Annotated in this window: 1 protein-coding gene; it reads left to right on the top strand. The window is 35.9% G+C overall.

Annotated features, from left to right (window positions below):
- The coding region (locus STRDD10_RS10045) for a transposase (RefSeq protein ID WP_197458347.1) at positions 1–251 on the top strand (251 nt) is incomplete at its 5' end.
- Positions 252–593 lie beyond the last annotated feature (342 nt).

The raw sequence follows: 593 nt of genomic DNA, 5'->3' as shown, positions 1-593 counted from the left end.
TGCATCCTTTTTTTCAGACTGTCTTTAAAACCTTCTTCAAAGATAAAGAGAAAATTGTCAACGCTCTTCAACTACCCTATTCTAACGCCAAATTGGAGGCCACCAATAATCTCATTAATCTCATTAATCTCATTAAACTCATCAAACGCAATGCCTTTGGTTTTCGGAACTTTGAAAACTTCAAAAAACGGATTTTTATCGCTCTAAACATCAAAAAAGAAAGGACGAAATTTGTCCTTTCTAGAACTTAGCTTTTCTTCAACCCACTACAGTTGACAAAGAGCCATTTAAATGAGAAGCTAGTTCATAACCCGGCTCATGTGACGAACAATGTGCAAACAGTGGATGGACAATTTTAACAATCAACAACAGCCCTCTAACGGTATTGTAATGAGGGCTAGATATATTCTTGGTAATGAATTTTACTTGATTTCTAATCTTTTTACAAAAGAAATGGAACTAATCGCGAATAGTCTCTCGTTCTGAACGTTTGCGTTCGAGTGGTCATAAGGTTACGAGTAGGGATTTTACTAAGGCTGAAAATGACTTGATGAGTCTCTATAATCTTCAAATGAAGACTAGTCGATTAGAGG

This window comes from Streptococcus sp. DD10 (assembly GCF_001578805.1).
Classification (GTDB): domain Bacteria; phylum Bacillota; class Bacilli; order Lactobacillales; family Streptococcaceae; genus Streptococcus.
Note: the sequence above shows the minus strand (reverse complement) of the source record. Positions and strands in the feature narration are given on the sequence as shown.